This is a genomic window from Microbacterium sp. NPDC060117 (assembly GCF_042729315.1).
In the GTDB taxonomy this organism is placed as follows: Bacteria; Actinomycetota; Actinomycetes; order Actinomycetales; family Microbacteriaceae; genus Microbacterium.
The window spans coordinates 492,134-507,744 of the sequence record NZ_JBHWXR010000004.1; the positions used below are offsets into that span (position 1 = coordinate 492,134).

The following is a 15,611-nucleotide window of genomic DNA, read 5'->3' on the forward strand; positions in this document are numbered from 1 at the left end:
GGGGCCATGGCAGACCTCATCACCGCCGCCGACCTCCGCACTCTCATCGAGGAGGGCGCGGATCCTCGGATCCTCGACGTGCGCTACCGCCTCGGCTTCACGGACGGGCACGCGAACCATCTCGCCGGGCACCTCCCCGGCGCGGTGTTCGCCGACCTGGAGGCGGAGCTGGCCGGTCACGGCGCCGCCTCGGAGGGCCGGCATCCTCTGCCCTCCGACGACGCGCTGGCGGAGGCGGCGCGGCGGTGGGGCATCCGGCAGGGGCAGACCGTGGTGGTCTACGACGACTCCCGCTCGCTGCCGGCGTCCCGCGCCTGGTGGGCCCTGCGTCGGGCGGGGATCGCCGACGTGCGCGTGCTCGACGGCGGTCTCGGCGCCTGGCGCGCCGCCGGGGGAGAGATCGAGCAGGGCGAGGTCGTCCCGGAGCTGGGTGACGTCGTGCTGAGCCGGCCGGGCACCGCGGACGTCCTCGACACCGACCAGGTCGCGGAGTGGGGCGGAGTGCTGCTTGACGCGCGCGCCCCCGAGCGGTTCCGCGGCGAGACCGAGCCGATCGACCCCGTCGCGGGGCACATCCCGGGTGCGCGCAACCTGCCGATCTCCGAGCTGCTCACCGCGGACGGGCGGTTCCGCAGCCCCGCGGAGATCGTCGCCGCGTTCGAGGCCGTGGGCGCCGGCGAGGAGGTGCCGATCGCGGCGTACTGCGGATCCGGCGTGACAGCGGCTCAGCTCGCGCTCGCCGGGGCGCTCATCGGCCGCGAGGTGACCGTGTACCCCGGATCCTGGAGCGCCTGGTCGAACACCCCGGGACGCCCGGTCGAGGTCGGGCCCGTGCCGGCCGTGGAGGATCCGCTCGACGAGTGACCTGCGCATCACGCAGGAGGGGGTGCCGCCGGTCCCCTCGGAGGCACCCCCTCCTCTCGGATCGCTGCGCGCCATCGCTTCCGCGCACATCCCCAGTTCACGGCGTCCCCTCTGGCCGACGCTCCCCGCGGCGGCCGCACCGTATCGATCCGAAGAGCAGGAGCCGCCGGCGACGGCCGTGATACATCGGGTTCAGAATCCGCTGCCGTGCACCTGGAAGGGCGAGAGCACGCCCGTCCGCGCCGTCGCTCCGGCCAGCGCCTCCGCGGGGACGAGGCCGGCGGCGAGACCGACGTGCACCGCGCCGAGCAGTTCGCACGCGTCGTCGTCGGCGACGATCACGGGCGTCGCGATGACGGCACGCGACCCCGCGTGCAGCCAGACCCGGGTCATGCCGATGGCTTCCCATCCCCAGCGCACCGACGAGCGCCCGACTTCGCACGCCGACAGCACGACGGTGTCGGGGACCCGTTCCATCCGGTCGATGTCATAGCCGAACAGGGCGCCGTCGGCGAGCTCCAGGCCCGAGAACATGGGGTTGCCGTCGGCATGGCGGCCGTGCGCGGCGATGTGCAGCACGCTCACCCGAGTGGACAGCTCCGTCGCGGCGGCGACGGTCGCCTCGTCGGGATCGAGGACCCGTGCGCTCGGCCAGGCGGCCGCGGCGCGGTTCACCTCCTCGCCGCCCCGGAAGACGCGCGGACCGACGGCGAAGCCCGCACCGCGGAACGGCGCCTCGCCGCGGGCGCGCAGCCACTGCGTCGCCGAGTCGGTCACAGTGAACACCCGTTCGCGCATCGCCGGCAGCATGCCCCACGGGAGCCCGTTCAGGATCGCCGCGGCGGCCAGGGCGAGGCGCCGATCGCCGACCACCGGGAGCACCGGCGCCAGCAGCGCATCCGACAGCTCGGCGAGACGCTCGTCGAGCGCCCGGCGCACGACCGCGCCCATCGCACCGGCGCGCACGGTCGCGGCGACATCGAGGTCGGCGCGCAGTCCTGCCATCGCTCGTCGTGCCCGCGGCCAGCCGGTGATGTCGACCACCCGGGCGTCGTCCGCGGTCACCGCGACCGCGACCAGGCCGTCGCGCTGATAGGCGTAGGCGACGAAGGCGCTGTCCGCGTCGAGCGCCGCCTGCAGCTCGTCGATGGTGGCGCGCTCCCGACCTCCGGCCCGTCCGATCGAGGACCACTCCCGCTGCCGCACGCGCTGGCTCAGTTCGGCGGCGCGGGGGTGGGCGAGCCAGTCGCCCGACGCGGCCTCGGAGCGGAGCATCCGCAGCTCGGCGAGATCCGCGGCCAGCCCGGGGTCGGGCGGGGGGCGCAGGGGCACGGTCTGCTGGCTCAGGTGCCGGGCGCGCTCCGACCACTCGAACACGACCGCCGGCCGACGGGAGCGGACGGCCGCCTCGAGCCCGGCATAGAGCAGGCCCGCACCATGCATGACGAGAGCGGTGGCCAGATCCAGGCTGCCGAACGAGGCCTGCCAGGAGGCCAGCTCGTCCAGGCCCGCAGCGGCGATCCGACGTGCGGCCGCGTCGTCGCCCGCGGCGGCGACCCGCGCCGCCCGTACCTCCAGCGCGAGCAGTCGCACCTGCAGCCCCGCGCCGGGCGGAACCCGTATGCGCGCCTGGGCCGCGGGGATCGCGGTGCGGGTCTGTGCGTGGTGACGCTGCCGGGTGAGCCGCAGCGACGCCGCCTCGGCCCGGAGCCGATGGTGAGTCAACTGCGCCTCGACGCGGTCGACCTCGGCGTCGCCCGGAGCGCGCAGCCCCGTCGGCCGGCCGTCCGCCTCGACGGTCAGCAGGGCGCGCAGCCGCACGGCGTCCGCCCGCACCGCCCACGAGTCGCTCCCCACGGCGCGGAATCGTCGTGCCGCGGCGGAGGAGATCGTCGCCGCCCGCTCCGGTTCGTGGCTCAGCAGGGAGCGCGCCAAATGGAACTCCGCCTCCGCGCGCGCCTGCCTCATCCGGTGCGCGCCGAACACCCGGATCGCCCGTTCGAGGGTGCGCTCCGCATCGCGGGTGAGCCCGGCGTCCCGCAGCACCTCGGCGCGATCGCGGTCGCAGATCGCCGCGTTCACGGCCGAGGCGGCGCTCAGCACCGTCTGCGCCTCGCCCATCTTCTCGAGCGCGGGCACCAGCTCGCCGGCGAGCAGCGCCGCGTAGCCGCGGTTGTGCACCGCCATCGCCCGGGAGACCTCGTCCCCCGTCGCGGCGTAGTCGGGGACCGCCCGATCGAGGTCGGTGATCGCCTCCTCGAGCCGTCCGGCCTGCATGTGCGCCACGCTGCGGTTGAGCAGCATCGGCCCCCGATGCTCCACCTCGTCTCCGATTCCGGCGATGCCGCGATCCAGCATCGTCATCGCGCGCGCCAGATCACCGCGTTCGAGCGCGACCAGCCCGAGCTGACCGTAGAGCATGGCCGCTGTCGCCTCGGAGAGTCCGGGCAGGTGCAGCGCGTCGAGGCACACGGCCTCGGCGGAGGTGCGGTCTCCCTGGCGGATCGTGATCGCCGCGATCGACCCCGCGATCCTCGCCCGGAGGTTGGGATCCTCGGTGCGCGCTCGCGCGCGCAGGAACTCGCGCCGCGCCGCGGCGTTCCGGCCTGCGTTCAACTGCGCGCGGCCGCGCCGGTACAGCTCATCCGCCGTCAGCGTCACCCTCACAGCATGGCGCGTCGGCGCCCGCTACGGGAGGGTCTTCTGCGCGCGCGATCCATCCTCGATGATGCAGCGCTCCAGCACGGCATCCACTGCCTCGGCGGGCGTGATCGGCCCGCGCGCGGCGAGCGCTCCCGCGCTGAGTTCGCGGGCGATCCGTCCTGCCACGATCGGCGCGGCGAACGAGGTGCCGCTCCATACCGCGAACCCTCCCGCGAAGTCGTCGAGGTCGAGTGTCTCGCGCCGACGGCCCTCCTCGTCGTCGCGCATGCCGGCCTGCGACCCCCCGTCGAACGACACCGGCAGCGTGGAGAGCACCGAGACGCCGACCACATAGGTCCGCACCCACGGGCCGAAGTTCGAGAACAGTGCCACCGAGCGCGCCGACGGATTGAGCGCGCCGACGGAGACCTGCGGCGCGAGGCCGGCTTCATCGGCCGGATCGATCCCGGATTCCGGACCCCAGGCGAAGAGCGCCGCGGGCGATGAGGGCCGGTCGGTCGCATCGTTGCCGGCGGAGCACACCACGACGCATCCGCTCCTGCGCACGCGCTGCAGCAGCGCGTACAGCTCGCTCTGCGTCTCCTCGGCCCCGGGGGACTCGTGGAAGAAGCCGAACGAGAGGCTCATCACGTCCAGGCGCAGCGTCCCGGACTCGAGGAGCCCGACGATGCGCCCGAGCGCGCCGAGCAGATCGTTCTCCATGATGATGCCGTTCCCGTCCGACACCCGGACCGGCAGGATCTGGGCCTCGGGACAGGCCTGCAGCACGAGGCCGGCGATGAAAGTGCCGTGCCCGGCGACCGGATCCAGGTGTCCGTCGAGCGGCTCGCTCAAGCTCGGGTGCCGCTCGGGGTCCGTCGCCGGGTCGGTCAGCCCGAGCGGCTCGCCGGTGAGATTCGTCCACGTGATCAGCACGGGATCCGCATCCGGCGCCGCTCCCGGCATGTTCCCGAACCAGGGGTGCGCGCCGCATCCGGTGTCCAGCACAGCGACGATCGGGCGACGCGCCCCCGCGGGCAGCGGGGAGCGCGCGGGCCCCGGTCCGGTCCAGGCGACGGGCTGACGTCCGCCGAAGCCGGGGAACCCGTAGCTCGCGAGTCCCGCCGGGTTGCCGGTGAAGGGGTTGCCCGTGAACGGGTTGCCGGTGAAGGGATTGCCGGTGAAGGGATTCCCCGTGAACGGATGGATCCCGAGCAGGTGGTTCAGCGCGAGGCCGGGGATGCCGTCGTCGCGCGCGGCCACGAGCAGGCGCCAGGCATCCGGCGCGAGGATCGGCCGGGCGTCGCGGGCCGCGCTCGCCGACACGGCGATCCGCAGACGCGTCGAATCCGCGACGCCGGGGTCGCGAGGGGATCCGACCCGGCTCTCCTGCGCGTCCGTCCGCCGGGCTCCTTCGGTCTCCCGGGCTCCCTCCGGCGCCCGTCGTGCGCCGGGCGGGACGTCGCCGTCCTTCCGCGCTCCGGGGGCGTCTTCGAGTCGCTCCACGGTGAGGCTCCAGCCGAGCGCCTCGGCGAGAGCGGCCAGCCTCTCGTCGCCGCGCCGTCCGGACGCGTCCCGCTCGAAGAGTGCCGGCCGCACCAGCAGCACGTCCGGCTCGTAGGCGGTGGTGTGGGCCGCGGGGCCGTGCGCCGGCTGCAGAGTCACGTCGAGCACCGCACCCCGGAGCCGCGCCGCGCGCTCCCGCTCGCGCCAGCTCGGTCGTGAGCGGGGCCTCGGCCCGTCCTCGTCCTGGTCATGCCGCCCCTCATCGTCCCGTGCCATCCGCGCCTCCTGATCGATCCGTCGTCTCGCATCACACTTCGAACATCGGAGTTCGGAACTCCGTCGGCTCGCCGTCCGCGCCGCGCAGGACCAGTCGCAGCGCCGAAAGGCCGGTCGGCACCGCATCGAAGGCGAACCGGCCCGGGTTCGCGAGCTCGGCCGTCCACTCGCGGTCCTGCTGCGTCAGGCGGACCACGAGCACGGCCCCGTCGACCCACCCGTCGATCCGTCGCAGATGCGCTTCGGTCGTCGTGACGTGCACCACGACGCCGGTGCTCCCATCGCTGAACTGGAGCGTCGCGGTGTCGGTCTCGCCGCGTACGGCGATCGGACCCTCCTGCTCGACCAGCGTCAGCAGCGCGTACTCGCGTCCGAGGTCCTCCACCGCGACGGCCGCGACCATCCGGTCCGCGAGCCCGGCGGGCACCGGATCGTGCATCCCCCACGCGCTGCGCAGTCGCGCGAAGAGCGCCGCATCGGCCGCTGCCTCCTCAACGGTCATCGTCGTCCTCCCATCCGTCCTGCTCCAGCAGTGCGCGGAGCTTGCCCAGGCAGCGCTGCCTGGTCGGCCCGATCGAGCCGATCGGCATCGCGAGATCCTGTGCGATGCGCGCGTAGTCGGGCCGTTCCTCGAAGGCGACGATGCGCAGCAGCCGCTGGCACCGCGCGTTCAACGCCCCGACGGCGCTCCACAGCGCCCCCGCCTCCGTGCCGCGCTGCGCCTGGTGTTCGGCGGACTCGCCGACGGGCAGGTGCGGCTCGAGGAACTCCGTCTCGGTGGGATCCGCTCGGCGCTGCAGCCGGCCCACGCGCCACGCCTCGCGCCGGGCGCACGTCGTCAGCCACCCCGAGATCGCACGCGGCTCGTCGATCGCGGCGTGCCGGCGCATGAGCGCCATCCAGGTGGACTGCACGACATCCTCGGCCAGAGCGCGGTCGAGCCCGTACGCTCGCGCGACGTGCCACAGCACCGGCGTCATCAGACGCACGAGCTCGTCCATGGCGCGGGGTTCCCCGTCGCGCCAGCGCAGGAAGAGGGCCGTCGCTCGCTCCCATCGGGGCGGGTCCGATCCCGCGCCGGCCCGCGCCGCCACCCGGCCCTCGGCCGCGCTGCGATCACGCTCGACGGCGTCGCCGAAGGCCTCGTCGCGCTCGTCGAACGGCTGCGTACGGTCGCCGGTGGCCGTCATGGCGCCCATTGTCTCCACAAGGGGCAGGAGAGCGATAGTGGCTCGCTGATACAACTTCCGCGCGCGGATCTGGTGTCATCCGCGACAGGAGGATCAGAGCGCCTCGATGACCTCGCGCAGCACGTCCGGGTCGTACCAGGCGATCTCGCCGCCGGCGAGGGCGTGATAGCGCTCATGACCCTTGCCGAGGATCACCACGGTGTCCTCGGGGCGCGCCATCCGCACGGCAGCGGCCATGGCTTCGCGACGGTCGGCGATCTCGGTGATCTCGACCGTGCTCGAACGCGCGCCGGCGATGAGGGAGGCGCGGATCTCGGCCGGATCGTCGTCGTAGGGGTTGTCGTCGGTGATGACCAGCACATCGGCGAACATCGCCGCGAAGCGGCCCATCATGCGGCGCTTGGCGGCGTCACGGTGACCGTTCGCGCCGAGCACAGCGATCAGGCGGCCCTCCGGCGTCGTGGTGCGGATCGCCCGCAGTGCGGCGTTGATGGCCTCGGGCTTGTGCGCCGAGTCGACGATCGCCGTGAACGCCTGCCCGAAGTCGAACCGCTGCAGGCGCCCCTCGACGCTCGGCAGCGCGGCGATGCCGGGGGCGAGGTCGGCGAGCTCGCGCCCGGACTCGGCGAGCGCAGCGACGGCGGCGAGGATGTTGTTCACGTTGAACGCGCCCGTCAGCTGGGTCGTGAACGGCACGCGCTCGCCATGCGGGGAGCGCACGACGAACGAGGACCCGTGCGCACGCAGCTCGACGTCCTCGGCGCGCCAATCGGCGGATTCGGATCCGCTCGCCGAGGTCGTGCGCACCGGCACCGTGGCCTGGGCGGCGAGCACGCGGCCCCAGTGCGAGTCGATGTCGACGATGCCGATCTTCGCGTGCGCGGGGGTGAGCAGCAGCGCCTTCGCGGCGAAGTAGTCGGCCTGGGTGGGGTGGTAGTCGCGGTGGTCGTGGCCCAGGTTCAGGAAGATCCCCGCGTCGAACGCGAAGCCGTCGACGCGGCCCAGGGTGAGGGCGTGGCTGGACGCCTCGACGGCGACCGTGCCGAGCCGCTGCTCGCGCATCACCGCGAACAGCGCCTGCAGCTCGGGCGCCTCGGGGGTGGTCAGCACGGGCGGGAAGAAGTCGTCGCCCACGGTCGTGCCGATGGATCCGATCGTGCCGGACCGGGACATGCCCGCGGCGGCGGCCACGTAGAACGCGGTCGTGGTCTTGCCCTGGGTGCCCGTGATCCCGATCGAGGTCATCGACGCGACCGGGTCTCGGTAGAGGAACGCGGATGCGGGGCCGGCGGCCAGGCGCGGATCGTCCACGACGAGCGCCGGGACGTCGTCGGGCACGAGGGCGGCGCCCTCGGCGTCGGTGAGCACCGCGGCGGCTCCGGCCTCGACGGCCTTCGCCGCGAACCGGGCCCCGTGCGCATTCGCCCCGCGTATTCCGAGGAACAGGTCGCCGGCGCGGACGTGCTCCGTGCCCACGGCGACACCCGTGAACGCCGCGTCGGCGCGGACGGGAGCGGCGACGTCGAGGCGTGCCGCGAGGTCGCCGAGCGTCGCGCGGAACGTCTCGACAGGGCGGGAATCCAGGCGCGGGGCGGGGTAGTTCGACACGGAGGGCATGACCGTCCGAGTCTACCGGGGCGCTTCCCGGTCGTTGAGCGAGGACGCCGAAGGCGACCGAGACGAAACGCGACCGTCCAGGACCCCCGCGACTCACTGCGCGCGCATGAACTCCTCGGCCGCGCGCACCTGCTCGTCGGTCGGGCGCACGCCCGTGTACAGCACGAACTGCTCGAGCGCCTGCAGCGTGGCGACGGAGGCCCCGTTGATGACGGTCTTGCCCGCGGCGAGTCCCGCCCGCACGAGCGGCGTCTCGGCGGGGAGTGCCACGACGTCGAACACGACCCGTGCCGCATCGATCGCGGACGGCGGGAACGACAGCGCCGCAGCCTCGGCGCCCCCGGCCATGCCGATCGGGGTCACGTTGACCAGAACGTCGGCCGTTCTCCCGTCCACGTCCGCAGCCCAGCCGAAGCCGTAGAGACCCGCGAGTGCCCGTCCTGCGTCCTCGTTGCGCGCGACGATGGTGACGTCCGAGAACCCCGCGTCACGGAACGCGGCGGCGGTCGCCTTCGCCATGCCGCCGGATCCGCGCAGCAGCACGGACGACGCGGGCTCGATCCCGTTCCGCGCGATGAGCTCGGCGATCGCCGAATAGTCGGTGTTGTACGCGGTGAGCACCCCGTCGTCGTTCACGATCGTGTTGACCGAGTCGATGGCCGTGGCCGACGGATCCATCCGGTCGACGAGGGCGATCACGTCCTCCTTGTACGGCATGGAGATCGCGCAGCCGCGGATACCGAGGCCTCGCACGCCGGCGATCGCCTGCGCGAGATCGGTCGGGGCGAACGCCTTGTAGATCCAGTTCAACCCGAGCGCCTCGTAGAGGTGATTGTGGAACCGGGTGCCGTTGTTGCTCGGGCGCGCAGACAGCGAGATGCACAGCGTCATGTCTTTGTTCAGGATCGGCACGGGACCAGCGTACCGACGACGGCTCAGGCGTTCGCGAACTCCTGCTGCGTCGTCGCGGTGATCGCAAGGGAGAGCGCCTGCTCGAGGTCGGCGAGGATGTCGGCGGGGTCCTCGATGCCGATCGACAGACGCACGGTCGTGGATCCGATGCCGGCGGTGGCGCGCTGGGCGGCGTTCAGGTGCGAGTGAGTCATGGAGGCGGGGTGGGAGACGAGCGACCGGGCGTCGCCGATGTTCGCCACGAGGCGCACGATCTTCAGACCGTCCACGAACCGTTCCACGCGCTCCTGATCCAGGGCCTCGTCACCGGTGGGGACGAGATCTATCGAGAACACCGCGGGGATGCCGCGGGGGAGGTAGCGCGCGGCGAGGTCGTGCCAGGGGTTGCCGGGGAGGCCGGGGTGGTGCACAGCGTCGATCGCCGGGTTCTCGTGGAGGGCTTCGGCGATGGTCTGGGCGGACGCGCTCTGACGCGAGACGCGCAGGTCGAGCGTCTCGATGCCCTGCAGGATCTGGTGCGCGTTGAAGGGCGACAGCGAGGGCCCCAGGTCGTGCACGTACTTCGCCTTCACGAGCGCGGCGAAGGCGAAGCCCTGTCCGAACCGCTCCCAGAGCGAGAGGGGGCCGAACCGGTCGTGCTGCGCCGTGAACTGCGGCCACCGCGCGGGCTGCGCGCCGAAGTCGAAGGAGCCGAGGTCGACCGCGACTCCGCCGAGCGACGTGCCGTGGCCGCTCAGGTACTTCGTCGCGGAGTGCACGACGAAGTCGGCGCCGTGCTCGCCCGGGCGGATCAGGTACGGAGTGCCGACGGTGCTGTCGATCACGAGGGGGACGCCGGCGGCATGCGCGGCGTCGGCGACCGAGCGGATGTCGAGCACCTGCGCCAGCGGGTTCGCGACCGACTCCGCGAAGAACAGCCGGGTGCGCTCGTTCGCCGCCGCGCGCCAGGCCTCCGGGTCGTCCTGGTCGACGAAGGTCACGGTGATGCCGAAGTCGGCGAGCGTGTCCTGCAGCAGGTCGACCGTTCCGCCGTAGAGCCGGTCGGCCGCGACGACATGCCCACCGCGACCGGCGAGCGCGAGGATCGTGACGGCGACCGCCGCCTGGCCGCTCGCCACGGCCACGGCCGAGACGCCGCCCTCGAGCGCGGTCACGCGCTCTTCGAGCAGCTGCTGCGTCGGGCTGGCGTTGCGGCTGTAGATATTGCCGGCACGGCGCAGCGCGAACAGGTCGCGGGCCTCGGCCAGCGAGCCGAACTCGTAGGCGGCGGACTGGTACAGCGGCGGCACGGCGGTGTTCTGCGGCGTGCCGGAGACATACGCGGCCTGCACCTGCTTCGTGGCGAAACGGGTGTCGGGGGAGGAGGCGGCGCTGTCGGTCACCCACCCATCCTCGGGCGCGCGGGTGCGGATCCGCAGGGATGTTTCCGACTGTTGCGGATCCGGCGGGTCAGGGGCGCAGCACGATCTTGCCGCGCGCGGAGCGCGCCTCGATGAGCCGGTGCGCCTCGGCGGCCTCGGCCAGAGGCAGCTCAGGGCCGAACTCGATCGAGAAGAAACCCCGGGCGATGAGCCCGAGCGCGGCCGACACGGCCTCCGCGCGCCACGCGAGCTCCTGCTCCGTGAGCGGGACGGGGCTGCCTCCGCTGAACGCGCGGATGCCGAGCGAAGCCGCGTCCGGGCCGCGCACGATCGTGGCGATCCTGTCGCGGTCGGAGACCAGGGCGAGCGAGGCGGCGATCGCCTCGTCCGTGCCGGCGCCGTCGAGCGCGACCGTGACGGGCCGCCCGTCCGCGGCGTCCCGGACGCGCTGTTCGAGGCCCTCCCCGTAGACGACGGGGATCGCGCCCAGCTCGCGAAGGCGCTCCTGCGACGCCGCACCGCCCGTGGCGATGACGGTGGCGCCCCCGTTCACGGCGAACTGGACCGCGGCCTGGCCGACCGCGCCGGATCCCGCGTGCACGAGCAGCAGGTCGTCGTTGCCGACGCCGAGCGAGAGCAGCGACTGGTACGCGGTGCCCGCGGGGATCCCCAGGGCGGCGCCCTGTGCGGCGGTCACCTCGTCCGGCATCACCCAGGTGTGGGCGGCCGGCACGGCGAGCGCGGTCGCGTACGTGCCTCGGGTGTCGCGGATCGTGACGCGGTCGCCGACCTCGAGACCCTCGATGCCGGATCCGATCGCGGTCACGACGCCCGCTCCGTCGAAGCCCAGGTGCCGGGGCTCGGTGATCGGCGGCAGGGGGCGGAAGCCACTGCGCTGCTTGACGTCGATCGGATTCACGCCGGCCGCTTCGATCCGCACGACGACCTCGCCGGGCGCAGGCACCGGATCCGGCACCTCCACGAGGGTGAGGACCTCGGGTCCGCCGAGCTCGGTCTGCACGATCGCCTGCGCCATGGCTCCAGGCTACGACGGGTCGGCGGGGTCGGGACGCGCGAGCGGCACGGGGCCGCCGGCGTCGCCCACCGGCGTGGCGGGGCGGATCGAGAGCAACGCCACCCTGGGGGTCACTTCCCGGCGAGCGCCTTCACGATGCGCTGCGGGGACACCGGCTGCGCGGTGCCCAGGCGCTGCGCGAACAGGCTCACGCGGTACTCCTCGAGCAGCCAGCGCACCTCGACGAGTCGGGGCTCGGTGCCCGCGGTCAGCGGGATCGCGCCGCCGGCGTCGGCGTAGGCCTGTGCCATGCGCTCGTACTCGCTCTGCCGGGTGCGGTCCTTGCCCGGGGCATCGGCGAGGGTGCGCAGCCGATCCAGGATCCCGTCCAGGTAGCGCGGGTAGTGGGCGAGGCGCTCCACGCCCGCGCCCGAGACGAAGCCGGACGTCACCAGCCCCCCGAGCTGACCGCGGATGTCGTTCAGCGGCCCGAGCAGCGCGAGCGAGTTCTGGCCCTTCATCGCGCGCTCGACCTCGCGGGCCTTCGTGAGGACCTTCGCGACCAGCGACACCAGCGCGAACAGCTCGTCCACGACGACCGCGGAGACGCCGTCCCGCACGCGCGTGAAGTCGGCCTCGGAGCGCACCACGCCCGACCCCTCTGTCAGACGGTCGATCGCCGCCCGTGCGACCGCCGCGCGCGCGTCCTCGATCAGCGTCGCGACGTTCGGGTACGGCGAGGCGGCGAGGGCGAGCTTCTCCGGGCTGGTCAGATGCTGCTGCACGTAGGGCGCGGGGGAGGGGATCCCGAGGAGCACGAGCCGCAGCACACCGTCGCGCGTGGCGGCCCGAGCCGCCTCGGCGGTCGCCTCGACCCGCAGCGCGACGGATCTGCCCTGATCCACGAGGGCGGGATAGCCGCGCACGACGCCGCCCGCCACGCGCGTGTCCAGCACCTCCGGCAGGTCGCCGACGTCCCAGGTCGTGATGCCGTCGCGCTCCGTCGGCGCCGAGGCGGCCGCGACCGCCGCCGCACCGCGTCCCGGGCGGGCCGGGCCCGGCGCCCGCTCGATCGAACGGGCCACGCTCGCCCGCGACCGGTCCGCGAGATCCCGCTGCAGCGCGGTCAGATCCCGGCCGGATCCGACCACGCGCCCGCGCTCGTCGACCGCACGGAAGTTCATCCGCAGGTGTGCGGGAACCCGCTCCAGGTCGAAGTCCGCGGCCGACATGGGCTGGTTCGCGAGCGGCTGGATGAGACGCGCGAGCGCCTCGCCCAGGCTCCGGCCGGGAAGGCCCTGGCGTGATTCGGGTCCCTCGGCGGCGAGTTCGGCGCCGAACTTCTCGGCCCAGTCCGCGGCGGGGACGACGTGCCGCCGGATCGCCTTCGGCAGCGCTCGCAGCAGCGCGGTCACGAGTTCGGCGCGCAGCCCCGGCACCTGCCAGTCGAAGCCCGCGTCCCGCACCTGCTGCAGCAGCGCGAGCGGGATGACGACGCTCACGCCGTCGTCCGCGGCACCGGGCTCGAACCGGTAGGCCAGGCCGAGCATCTGATCGCCCTGGGCCCAGCGCGTCGGGAAGTCCTGCTTGTCGGCACGATCTGCGTCGTCGATCAGGTCGCCCTCGCGCATCACGAGCAGCTTCGGCATCGTCGTCAGGGCGTCGCGCCACCACGCCTCGAACGAGCGCACGTCGAACACATCGGTCGGGATGCGCTCGTCGTAGAACCGGAACACGGCCTCGTCGCCCACGAGGATGTCGCGGCGCCGCTCGCGCTCCTCGAGCTTCTCGAGGCGCTTGCGCAGCTCGGCGTTACTGCGCCAGAACGCGGAGACCCGCTTGTCGATCCGGCTCGGATCCCACTCGCCCTCCACGAGGGCGTGCCGGAGGAACAGCTCACGCGCCGCGGGCCGGTCGATGCGCGCGAACTGCACCCGCCGACGGGCCACGATCTCCACGCCGAACAGCGTCACCTTCTCGTACGCGACGGCGGCGCCCGACTCCTTGGACCAGTGCGGCTCGGAGATCTGCCGCTTGGCGAGGTCTCCCGCCAGTGCCTCCGCCCACGCCGGGTCGATCGCGGCCGCCGTGCGCGCGAACGTGCGCGACGTCTCCACGATCTCCGCCGCCATGACGGCACGCGGAGCCTTCTTGCGCAGGGCGGATCCGGGGAACAGCGAGAAGCGGATCCCGCGGGCTCCGCGGTACTCCGCGATGCGCCGCTTCGGATCCTTCTGCCCGCCCTTCGCAGGCGGGCCCTTGGCGAGGTTGCGCTCGTCGAGGATCCCGATCTGGCTGAGCAGACCGGCGAGGATCGCGCGATGCACGGCATCGGCATCAGTCGGGGTCGTTGAGCGAGCACCGACGGAGTCGGAGCGAGACGAAACGCGGTCCCCCGCGAGATCGCCGCGTTTCGTCTCGGTCGCGCTGCGCGCGTCCTCGCTCAACGACCCCTTGCGGGGCACGAGCGTCCGCAGCTGCCGGTGCACGTCGAACCACTCCCGCACGCGCACGTAGTTCAGGTGCTCCGAGCGGCAGAGCCGGCGGAACGCACTGGATCCGAGCTCTTTCTGCTGTTCGCGCAGGTGGTTCCACAGGTTCAGGATCGACAGGAAGTCACTCGTCGGGTCCGCGAAGCGCGCGTGCATCCGCTCGGCCTCGTCGCGCACGCCCTGCGGTGCATCCGCCGAGGGGCGCTCGCGCACGTCCTGGATCGACAGCCCCGCGACGATCGCGAGCACCGGCGCGACCACGTCCGTCCTGGCCGCCTCCACGAGCATGCGGGCGAAGCGCGGGTCGATCGGCATGCGTGCGATGTCGCGGCCGATCCGGGTGAGTCGCGGAGCCTCCTCCGCGCGGGATCCCGAGGCCTTCGACGGCACCTGCACCGCGCCGAGCTCGACCAGGAGGTCGAGTGCGGAGCGCACGTCGCGGGATTCCGGGGGAGTGAGGAACGGGAACTCCGCGATGTCGCCGAAACCCAGGCTCAGCATCTGCAGCACCACCGCGGCGAGCGAGGTGCGCAGGATCTCGGGCTCGGTGAACTCGGGACGCTTGTCGAAGTCCTCCTCGCCGTACAGGCGGATCGCGATTCCCGCGCTCGTGCGCCCCGCACGTCCGGAGCGCTGGTTCGCGGACGCCTGCGACACCGCCTCGATCGGCAGCTGCTGCACCTTCGAACGGCTGCTGTAGCGCGAGATGCGGGCCGTGCCGGTGTCGATCACGTATTTGATGCCGGGCACGGTCAGGCTCGTCTCGGCGACGTTCGTGGCGAGGATCACGCGGCGGCGCAGGCCCGCCACGGTCGACGGCTCGAACACCCGGTGCTGCTCCGCGGCCGAGAGTCGTCCGTACAGCGGGAGCACCTCGACCGGCGCTGTCTGGGAACGATAGGCGCCGCGGATCGCGTCGGCCGCGTCGCGGATCTCGGCCTCGCCCGGCAGGAACACCAGCACGTCGCCGCGCTCGGAGCGGTCGAGTTCACGGAGGGCTCGCACGATCGCGGTGACCTCGTCCTCGGGCTCGGACTTCGCGCCCTTGGCGGGCTTCGCCGGCTCGGCGGTCGTGGCCTCCTCGTCGACGAGGGGGCGGTACCGGATCTCGACCGGATAGGTCCGCCCGGACACCTCGATCACCGGCGCCGGCTCCCCGTCGCGGTCCGCGAAGTGCTTCGCGAAGCTGTGCGGATCGATCGTGGCCGAGGTGATGACGACCTTGAGATCCGGCCGCTCGGGGAGGATCCGGTGCAGGTACCCGAGCAGGAAGTCGACGTTGAGGGAGCGCTCGTGCGCCTCGTCGATGATGATCGCGTCGTAGCGGCGCAGCAGCCGGTCGCGGTGGATCTCGTTGAGCAGGATCCCATCGGTCATGAGCGCGATCCGGGTCTCGTCCGAGACCTGGTCGGTGAACCGCACCTTGTATCCGACGAGCCCGCCGAGCGGCACGTGCAGCTCTTCCGCCACGCGCTCCGCGATCGTGCGCGCGGCGAGCCGCCGAGGCTGGGTGTGCGCGATGCGCTCGCGGCCGAGCTCGAGCAGGATCTTCGGCAGCTGCGTGGTCTTGCCGGATCCGGTCGCGCCGGCGACCACGACCACCTGATGGTCGCGGATCGCCGCGGCGATCTCCTCGCGCGCGGCGCTGACCGGGAGTTCCGGCGGATAGGTGATCACGGGCGCAGACATAGCCCTCCAGCCTATCGCGGACGAGCGCGCGTGCCGGGCTGGTCCG

General features: G+C 73.1%; 10 protein-coding genes. 1 reads left to right on the top strand and 9 read right to left on the bottom strand.

Annotation, left to right across the window (positions count from 1 at the left end; genetic code table 11):
- Positions 1–6: 6 nt before the first annotated feature.
- A complete protein-coding gene (locus ACFWCK_RS18100) occupies positions 7–864 on the top strand; it encodes a sulfurtransferase (protein WP_378807185.1) in 858 nt (285 codons plus the stop codon).
- A gap of 192 nt (positions 865–1,056) precedes the next feature.
- On the opposite strand, the gene ACFWCK_RS18105 is transcribed toward ACFWCK_RS18100, so the two are convergent.
- The 9 genes from ACFWCK_RS18105 to hrpA all read right to left on the bottom strand — a co-directional run bounded on the left by ACFWCK_RS18105 (position 1,057) and on the right by hrpA (position 15,565).
- Positions 1,057–3,525, bottom strand: coding sequence for a CHAT domain-containing protein (locus ACFWCK_RS18105; RefSeq protein WP_378807186.1), 2,469 nt, complete (start codon positions 3,523–3,525; stop codon positions 1,057–1,059).
- 27 nt (positions 3,526–3,552) lie between these two features.
- A complete protein-coding gene (locus ACFWCK_RS18110) occupies positions 3,553–5,289 on the bottom strand; it encodes a S8 family serine peptidase (protein WP_378807187.1) in 1,737 nt (578 codons plus the stop codon).
- Positions 5,290–5,320: 31 nt separating this feature from the next.
- On the bottom strand, positions 5,321–5,791 hold the full coding sequence (locus ACFWCK_RS18115) for a hypothetical protein (protein ID WP_378807189.1): 471 nt from the start codon (positions 5,789–5,791) through the stop codon (positions 5,321–5,323).
- Entirely contained in the window at positions 5,781–6,479 is a 699-nt protein-coding gene (locus tag ACFWCK_RS18120) for an RNA polymerase sigma factor (protein WP_378807190.1), read from the bottom strand. Before ACFWCK_RS18120 ends, ACFWCK_RS18115 begins: the two co-directional genes overlap by 11 nt.
- 93 nt (positions 6,480–6,572) lie before the next feature.
- Positions 6,573–8,096: a Mur ligase family protein gene (locus tag ACFWCK_RS18125; RefSeq protein WP_378807192.1), complete on the bottom strand. Its 1,524-nt coding sequence runs from the start codon at positions 8,094–8,096 to the stop codon at positions 6,573–6,575.
- A 93-nt stretch (positions 8,097–8,189) separates the two neighbouring features.
- Positions 8,190–9,008 carry a shikimate 5-dehydrogenase gene (locus tag ACFWCK_RS18130; protein WP_378807194.1) on the bottom strand — a complete coding sequence of 273 codons (819 nt, stop codon included), beginning with the start codon at positions 9,006–9,008 and terminating at the stop codon, positions 8,190–8,192.
- A 23-nt stretch (positions 9,009–9,031) separates the two neighbouring features.
- A complete protein-coding gene (locus ACFWCK_RS18135; RefSeq protein ID WP_378807195.1) occupies positions 9,032–10,390 on the bottom strand; it encodes an O-acetylhomoserine aminocarboxypropyltransferase/cysteine synthase family protein in 1,359 nt (452 codons plus the stop codon).
- A 67-nt stretch (positions 10,391–10,457) separates the two neighbouring features.
- Complete coding sequence (locus tag ACFWCK_RS18140; RefSeq protein ID WP_378807196.1) at positions 10,458–11,405, bottom strand: zinc-binding alcohol dehydrogenase family protein; 948 nt, start codon at positions 11,403–11,405, stop codon at positions 10,458–10,460.
- A 110-nt stretch (positions 11,406–11,515) separates the two neighbouring features.
- The gene (gene hrpA / locus ACFWCK_RS18145; protein WP_378807197.1) at positions 11,516–15,565 is read right to left on the bottom strand and encodes an ATP-dependent RNA helicase HrpA; all 4,050 of its coding nucleotides are present in this window, start codon (positions 15,563–15,565) and stop codon (positions 11,516–11,518) included.
- Positions 15,566–15,611 lie beyond the last annotated feature (46 nt).